Here is a 7740-nt window from a genome sequence, read left to right as displayed (position 1 = left end):
AATCGGCGTGCCCGTGGTCGAGCCGGCGCAGCAGGCGGTCGCCGCCGCCGTCGGCGCGGTCGTGTTGAGACAATGAGAGCAGACGATGCATTATGATCTCCTGATCCGGAACGGCACCTGCGTCACGCCCTGGGGCGAGGAGACATCAAACGTCGGTATTGCCGGTGGCCTGATCGCGACACTGTCGGCGACATCGGCCGACACCGCCGATCACGTGATCGATGCTCGCGGCCTTCACGTGCTGCCCGGCCTGATCGACAGCCACGTCCATCTGCGTGACCCCGGCGATGCCAAGGTGGAGACGCTCGGCACGGGCACGCGCGGCGCCGTGCTCGGCGGCATCGCCACGCTGTTCGACATGCCCAACACCAACCCGCCGATCATCGATCAGGAGCGGCTCGACTGGAAGCGAGGCTATGCCGAAGAGCACAGCTGGTGCGACATCGGCCTCTACATCGCCGGCGCCAAGACCAATATCGGCGAGCTTGCGCATCTCGAAAGCGAAGCTGGCGTTTGCGCCATCAAAGTGTTCGCGGGATCTTCGACCGCTTCACTGCTTGTGGAAGACGATGAGCATCTCGAAAAGCTCATGCGCGCGGGCCGCCGCCGCATCGCCTTCCACAGCGAGGACGAGTATCGCCTGCAGGCGCGCAAGCCGATGTTCTCGCGCGGCATGCCGCATCGATCGCATATGGAGTGGCGTGACGAGGAGTGCGCCTTTCTCGGCACCCGCCGCCTGATGGCGCTGGCGCGCAAGACCGGCCGTCCGGCGCACATCCTCCACGTCTCGACCGCGGAAGAGCTCGGCTATTTGCGCGAACATCGCGACATCGCGACTGTCGAGGTGCTCGTCAATCATCTGACGCAGGTCGCGCCGGACTGTTACGACACGCTCAAGGGTTTTGGCGTGATGAATCCACCGATCCGGGGCGAGCGCCACCGCGAGGCGAGCTGGGCCGCGTTGCGCGACGGCATCGTTGACACCATCGGCTCGGATCACGCGCCGCATTCGCGCGCCGCCAAGGAATTGCCTTGGCCCGATTGTCCCGCGGGGCTGACCGGCGTGCAGACGCTCGTTCCTGTGATGCTCGATCACGTCAATGCCGGCCGGCTGTCGCTAGCGCGACTCGTCGACCTCATGGCAGCGGGTCCCGCGCGCGTCTACGGCCTTGTCGGCAAGGGACGGCTCGCCGCCGGTTACGATGCCGATTTCACGCTGGTCGACATGAAGGCGAAGCGGACCATCGAGGAGTCCTGGATCGTTTCGCCCTGCGGCTGGACGCCGTTTGCCGGCAAGCCAATCACCGGCTGGCCGCTCGCCACCATCGTGCGCGGCCACATCGTCATGCGCAACGACGAGGTGCTGGGCGCGCCGATCGGCCGCCTCGCCCGCTTTGCGTCCTAGGAGGCTTGTTTCGATGCCTGTGTCCCGTCGCTCACTGCTCAAGGCCGCAGCCGCCGTGCCGGCGCTGTCGCTGCCGGGGATCGTGCGTGCCGAAACGCAGACCACGCTGCGCTTCATTCCAGTGATCGATCTTGCCTTCGTCGATCCAATATATTCGACAGCGCAAGTGTCGCGAAACCACGGCTTCATGGTTTACGACACGCTCTATGGCATCAGCTCCTCGCTTCAGGTCTCGCCGCAGATGCTGTCGGGCCATGTCGTCTCGAGCGACGACCGGCAGTGGGATCTCACCTTGCGGGATGGCCTGTTCTGGCACGACGGAGAAAAGGTCCTGGCACGCGATTGCGTCGCGAGCATCCGCCGCTGGGCGGCGCGAGACGGGTTTGGCGGCGAGCTCATGGAAGCGACTGACGAGCTGTCGGCGGCTGACGACCGCACCATCCGCTTCCGCCTCAAGCGGCCGTTTCCGCTCCTGCCGCAGGCGCTCGGCAAGGCCGCGATCAACGCCTGCTTCATGATGCCGGAGCGGCTGGCGAGCCAGGATCCGTTCAAGCCGCTGACCGAAGTCATCGGCAGCGGACCGTTCCGCTACCTCGCCGACGAGCGCGTGCAGGGCGCGCGCAATGCCTACGCAAAGTTCGACCGCTATCAGCCACGCGCCGAAGGCAAGCCGGACTGGACCGCCGGCCCCAAGATCGTGCATTTCGACCGCGTGGTCTGGACCACCACGCCGGATGCCGGCACCGGCGTTGCCGCGCTCCAGACCGGCGAGCAGGACTGGCAGGAAACCACGCCGCACGATCTATTGCCGGTGCTGCGAGCGGCCGAGGATGTCGAGACGCGGATCCTCGATCCCAGAGGCTACACTTGCATGCTGCGCCTCAATCATCTGCAGCCGCCGTTCGACAATCCCGCCGTCCGCCGGGCGCTGCTCGGCGCGATCGACCAGTCCTCTTTCATGACGGCCGTGGCAGGCACCGCTCCCGCCCACCAATACTCGCCGATCGGCTTCTTTGCGCCGGATACGCCGATGGCAAGCGATGTCGGGCTCGACGTCTTCCGCAGGCCCCGCGATTACGCCAAGGTTAAGGCAGACCTGGCGGCTGCCGGCTACAATGGCGAGAAGATCGTGCTGCTCGTCCCGACCAATTCGCTGGCCCAGAAACCGTTGGGCGAGATTGCGGTCGACAGCTTGCGAAAGGCCGGGATGAACGTCGAGTATGCCGGCCTCGATTTCGCCGTCGTGCTGCAACGGCAGCTCAAGAAGGAGCCGATCGGGCAGGGCGGCTGGAGCGCGGCGGTCGCCAATTGGCAAGGCATCGACTGGCTCAATCCCGCTGGCAATACCAACCTGCGCGGTGAGGGCAAGGTGGCCGGCTGGTACAAGAGCGACAAGATGGCGGCGTTGCGCAGCCAATGGCTGGCAGCCTCCGATCTCGCCGAGCAGCAGCGAATCTGCCGTGAGATCCAGGCGCTGGCTTTCGAGGAGATTCCCTATATTCCGATCGGCCAGTACAAGCAGCCGACCGCCTACCGCAAGAGCATTACCGGCATTCTCGACGGCACCGCCGTCTTCTGGAACGTACGCCCCGCATGAGCACGATCGCGATCTTCGGCAGCTATGTGCTGTCACACAAGGACGGCGTGCAGCATGTCCTGCGCGATCATTGGGTGTTGATCGAAGACAGGAAGATCGCCGCGGTTACGCGCGATCGTCCCGCCGCGGAGCAGATTTATGACAAACCCGGCCGCTTGATGTTGCCGGGCCTAATGAACCTGCACAATCACTGCTTTAGCGAGGCAGTAGCGCGCAGCCACACCGAGGATGGCAACGGGCGCCGCAACAATCAGAGCATTGTGTACACGGTGCTTCTGCCGCTGACGAAGCGTGGCGCTGACCTGTTGACGAGGGAGGAGCGGCTTTCGGTGGCGCGCCTCGGCATCCTCCAGCTCCTGAAGGGTGGCGCAACTACGGTGATGGAGCCGTTCCGCAACACGATTCCGGAAATGTTCGACGCGGCGGAAGAGATGGGTATCCGCTTCTACGGGGCGCCCTATCTGTTCTCAACCTCCGACGCCAAGGCCGGTGCGGACGGCGTGGTCCGCTATGCCGGCGACGACGGCGCAGCCGATATGGCGACCTGGGACGCGCTGTATCAGCGCTGGAACGGTTGTGGCGATGGGCGCATCAGTCTCGCCATGAGCCCGCATGCGACCGACACCTGCGGTCCGGATCTCTTGAAAGCCTGTGCGGAGCGTGCGCGCGAACTCGGTGTTCCCATCACGACGCATCTGGCGCAGAGCCGCGCCGAGGTCGAGACCATTGGCAAGCGCTATGGGGGGCGCACGCCGGCGCAATATCTCGACTGGCTTGGTCTCCTGGCGCCGGACTTGTTGGCGGCGCACTGCATCGCGTCGACCGATGACGATCTGAAATTGATGGCGGCGCGCGGGGCCACTGTGCTGAATTGCCCGCGCGTGTTTGCGCGCGCCGGCGTCACGGCCGCGTTCAGCCGCTTTGCCGAGCATGGCGTGCGGACCGTCGTCGGCACCGACGGCTACAACATGGATTTGCTCGGCGAGCTCAACGCAGCCTCACTGATCTCCAAGATCGTGTCGCAGCGCGCTGATGTTGCCAACTCGCCTGAACTGATTGAGTCGATCACCGCAACCGCGGCCGACGTCATCAAGCGGCCGGATCTCGGCAGAATTGCGCCGGGTGCGACCGCCGATCTCACGGTCGTCGATCTCACCCATCCGCATTTGCAGCCGCTCTTCGATGTCAGGCGCGCACTGGTTGCGCTGGCCAACCGCGCCAACATCGATATGGTCATGGTCGATGGCTGCGTGCTCATCGACGCCGGTCGCTACGTTCGTGGCGATGAGGCCGCGATAACATCGGCAGGGACGGCTGCGATCGGCAAGATCTGGGATCTTCCCGAGGCCCAGGCGGCTTTTGGCGGCTGATGTGGATGGCCGGCGCAGCAACTGATGATGATCGTGCCGCGCGGCTCCAGCATCGAGGAACCTTGCACCCGGCATAGCGGTGACCCAACGGGAGCAAGCGTTGTGAATAGGCGCCTCGGGCGATCAGGTGCACTCGGTCAGGACGACGTCACGATATATTCGAAAATTCCGCTGCTTGCAGCGCCGGCCTCATTGGCTGTGAGGCCGAAGGGATAGCTGGGCGCGATTGCAGCCTCGCCGGCAGCCGCTAACGCACCGCGATCGCAACAGCGGCCAGTGCGGCCGGAAGGGACCAGGCCCAATCTCCTGCCAGTGAAGTTGCTGCTGCTGCAACGACACATCCGAAGACGAATCCGAACAGGCGACCCAGCGAGCGATTCAGCGGGGTCGAATCGTGCGGCAGCAAGGGACGTCGGTCGGTCAGCAAGTCCATCGCTGCCAAGACCGCGTTGGCCAGATTTCCGGTCATCACCGTCGTCGAGATCGCGCCCGGAACCGCCAGACGGAGGAGTGCGTACTGGCACGCCATGGCGGCCACCGCGATCATTGCGGCCGTGCCGGCCAGCAGTCCGACCGGGTCGGCCGATGCCTTCTTTCCACACCGCTGCCGGCGCGTGCCGTTGCCTAAGAGATCTCGTCGCTGGGTATCCGGCGGATAGCAAAAATCTTGGAACGCGGTTGGACGAATGCTGGCAGACCCGCGGCATAGCAGAATTGTTCTGATTAATTTGGCGCGCGGCGAACAGCCTGATGTTTTGCCCCAGGTCATTGCCGCGGGAGATAACGGCTGCGCCGGGGGCAAGAGTTGACGTGCGAACGTTCCGGCGCGCTTGCGCCGCAGGTCAGCCGACGCTATTGAGCGCACCCTTCCATAGTGACTTCTTCAACCTCGCCCCCGCTCCTCCGCCAGATTGCAAGTACCTGCAACTAGATCGCCGCCCCGAGGATATGCGTGATCGCTTGGCCGATCTCACTGACGGCCACACGCATACCGACTTCCTTCGCCAGACCGACAAGACGCTCAGACCAGCGCTTCAGCTTCACGGGATCGGGGTTCGGCTTGACCGCTTCATCCTTCACGACCTCCGCGATGTCTCGGAAGCCTTCCCTCTGGCTCTGCTCAAGCCGCTGAAACTCAGGTGACGCCAAAGCCCGGTCGATCGCCTGCACGAGCTGTTGATGGTAATTGATGATGGCGGACTGCGAGAACTCGCCGACACCGACCTGTTGAACGGCACCAGGGCTGTTGGACTGGGTGTTGATGATGCTCACGACCGGGTCTTTTCTTATCCGCTCATTCCCCATCATGCCGTGCGTGAAATCCCGCACCTTGGCGGGAGCGCGACCAGCCGTTGTGGCGGGCCAAGCACGGCGAAATGGTGTTCGAGACCGCTCACCCCCAAGCTTTTCACCTCGACCATTTCGTCGAGAGCCGTGTTGGCTTCTATTTCAAAGATCTCGACGAATACGGGATGTACAGCTTCTTCGCCGGCAACGGTGACGATTCGGATGAAAGAGAAATCGATCGATAACGTCGATGGGCCTGCGCCTTGCTTCGCTCGCCTTTTGCCAAATTCGATCAATCGCTCGCGCGTTAGATCCTGAATCTTTACTCTTCCGAGGGAGACCTTCAATGCCTCCATTACGGCGGCCTTGGACCGTCCGATAGACTTTCCGACTTCGGTCAGATCGTCGATGTGAAGCGTGATCAAGTGGGAAAAGATCCGCGGTGGTTCGTGGGGACGAGTCCGTCTAACCGGGATCCCGCGATCGATCGACCGCTCCACGTCACGGGCCCATTCTTCAGCGTCATGCCGCCGTAGAATGTGTTGGCCACATACTGCCGCTTGCGCCGCACCTGGACCCGCCAGCTCCCGGAATCGAGCTTTGTGAAGGTCGCCATTGCGTGTGCACTCCCGTCCAATTTCGTGTGCGCTACGTGTGCACCGCGAGATCAAATGCGGTACAAACGGGTGCAATTTTGGCTAGTTTGGAGTGCACACACAGGGTGTATGCTCCTCTTCTAGTCCTTTGATAGTGTAGGATAACTTGTTGAAAGATCAAGATTATCGATTTTCCGTCGCGCCCATGATGGATTGGACGGAGAATTCAAGTTTTTCAATTGGTTAGATGGCTGCGTGTGCGCGGCGTGTGCACTGAGAGATCCATAAAAATCCAGTCTTGATCATTTGTGTGACGTACGTTTTGAAGAGCACGGCCGCGGTTGTCGCAGCTCATTCCGTGGGGTGAATGCGAGTGGCAACAGTTTGCCTCAATCACCGTAAGCCTTCCGCCGCCGTGCGTGTGCAAAACCGCACTTTCGGTTGAGCCGGTGTTGTGAGGCGCCGGACCCGGTTACGGGGCGGCTGTGTGCTGCACATCAAAAAAGTATCAGTTGCACATTGAAATCGTGGTGGCGGGCCCGGATACCGGTCGCTACGGATCCCTAACGAGAGGAAGCGCTGAGCAAATTCAGCCGATAAGGGAACAGGGGCGGATCATCAAAAACCGCAGCGGCCCGAAGGGAGCGGATATGGAACCGGACCTGGAAGTTGTCCAGATACGGCGCGGCGAATCGTTCAAGGCGTGGTCGCACGGCTACCCATTCCACACGGTCCGCTGGCATTTCCATCCAGAATACGAGCTGCACCAGGTCGTGGCGACCAGCGGTCGGTATTTCATCGGCGAGTTCGAGCCGGGCAATCTCGTGCTGACCGGCCCCAACCTGCCGCACAATTGGGTGAGCGATCTGCCGCCGGGGAGCACCATCCCGCTGCGCGGACGTATCCTGCAGTTCAGCGAAGAATTCATTGGCGACCTCACGAAGGTCATGCCCGAGCTCTCGGGCCTTGCTGCGCTGCTGGAATTCTCGCGGCGCGGCGCGCTCTTCACCCGCAGCGCCAGCGACAAGATCGCTCCGCTGATGGAGGAGATCGCGACGGCGAACGGTGTGCGCCGGATCGAGCCGTTCCTGATGATCCTGGGAACGCTCTCCCGCGTCCGAAGCGCGCATCCGCTCTCGAGCCCGAACTATTTGCCTGACCCCTCGGGATACATGTCCGCGGGGATGAACAAGGCGCTCGCCCGGGCGGAGGAGGCGCTGAGCAAAGCCTGCGTCGAGCTGGGCGATCAGGCGATTCCGTTACGCATCGACCTCACCGATCCCGAAAGCATGCGAGCCCTGATGCCGCAGGTGCTGGAGAAGGCGGGCCCGTTGGACATCTTCCATGCGAATGCAGGCGCCTATGTCGGCGGTGAGGTGCTTGGCGGCGATCCCGACGCCTGGGACCGCATGCTCCGAGATCGTGCCCGGCGGAACCAGGCTGGCAGCGGGCCTGACGGCGGAGGCTGCGGCCGATCTCCGGCTC

The 7740-nt window shown here is 63.0% G+C and carries 7 protein-coding genes; 4 read left to right on the top strand and 3 right to left on the bottom strand.

Going from position 1 to position 7740, the window contains the following annotated elements:
• Positions 1-85 precede the first annotated feature (85 nt).
• Genes MOV74_RS25740 through MOV74_RS25730 form a run of 3 tightly spaced genes read left to right on the top strand, consistent with a single transcriptional unit; the run spans position 86 to position 4372 of the window.
• Positions 86-1405, top strand: a complete 1320-nt coding sequence (locus tag MOV74_RS25740) for a dihydroorotase (protein WP_246929155.1) — start codon at positions 86-88, stop codon at positions 1403-1405.
• Positions 1406-1418: 13 nt separating this feature from the next.
• Positions 1419-3002 carry an ABC transporter substrate-binding protein gene (locus MOV74_RS25735; protein WP_246929154.1) on the top strand — a complete coding sequence of 528 codons (1584 nt, stop codon included), beginning with the start codon at positions 1419-1421 and terminating at the stop codon, positions 3000-3002.
• Complete coding sequence (locus MOV74_RS25730) at positions 2999-4372, top strand: amidohydrolase family protein (RefSeq protein WP_246929151.1); 1374 nt, start codon at positions 2999-3001, stop codon at positions 4370-4372. The genes MOV74_RS25735 and MOV74_RS25730 overlap by 4 nt, the downstream gene beginning before the upstream one ends.
• 247 nt (positions 4373-4619) lie before the next feature.
• On the opposite strand, the gene MOV74_RS25725 is transcribed toward MOV74_RS25730, so the two are convergent.
• The 3 genes from MOV74_RS25725 to MOV74_RS25715 form a co-directional block, all read right to left on the bottom strand.
• Positions 4620-5141: a DUF1275 family protein gene (locus MOV74_RS25725; RefSeq protein ID WP_246929149.1), complete on the bottom strand. Its 522-nt coding sequence runs from the start codon at positions 5139-5141 to the stop codon at positions 4620-4622.
• 158 nt (positions 5142-5299) lie between these two features.
• Positions 5300-5644, bottom strand: a complete 345-nt coding sequence (locus MOV74_RS25720; RefSeq protein WP_246929147.1) for a hypothetical protein — start codon at positions 5642-5644, stop codon at positions 5300-5302.
• Positions 5645-5676: 32 nt separating this feature from the next.
• Positions 5677-6084 carry a hypothetical protein gene (locus MOV74_RS25715; protein WP_246929146.1) on the bottom strand — a complete coding sequence of 136 codons (408 nt, stop codon included), beginning with the start codon at positions 6082-6084 and terminating at the stop codon, positions 5677-5679.
• 821 nt (positions 6085-6905) lie between these two features.
• Between MOV74_RS25715 and MOV74_RS25710 the strand changes: the two genes are divergently transcribed.
• Positions 6906-7740: SDR family NAD(P)-dependent oxidoreductase (locus MOV74_RS25710; RefSeq protein WP_246929157.1), on the top strand; the 835-nt coding region annotated here is incomplete at its 3' end.

Source organism: Bradyrhizobium sp. SHOUNA76, assembly GCF_023006445.1.
GTDB lineage: Bacteria > Pseudomonadota > Alphaproteobacteria > Rhizobiales > Xanthobacteraceae > Bradyrhizobium.
Note: the sequence above shows the minus strand (reverse complement) of the source record. Positions and strands in the feature narration are given on the sequence as shown.

What these genes read in the sequence shown, in the direction of transcription:
- MOV74_RS25740 (WP_246929155.1), top strand. Translation starts at nt 86, where the DNA reads ATGCATTATGATCTCCTGATCCGGAACGGCACCTGCGTCACGCCCTGG.
- MOV74_RS25730 (WP_246929151.1), top strand. Translation starts at nt 2,999, where the DNA reads ATGAGCACGATCGCGATCTTCGGCAGCTATGTGCTGTCACACAAGGAC.
- MOV74_RS25725 (WP_246929149.1), bottom strand. Translation starts at nt 5,141, where the DNA reads ATGACCTGGGGCAAAACATCAGGCTGTTCGCCGCGCGCCAAATTAATC.
- MOV74_RS25735 (WP_246929154.1), top strand. Translation starts at nt 1,419, where the DNA reads ATGCCTGTGTCCCGTCGCTCACTGCTCAAGGCCGCAGCCGCCGTGCCG.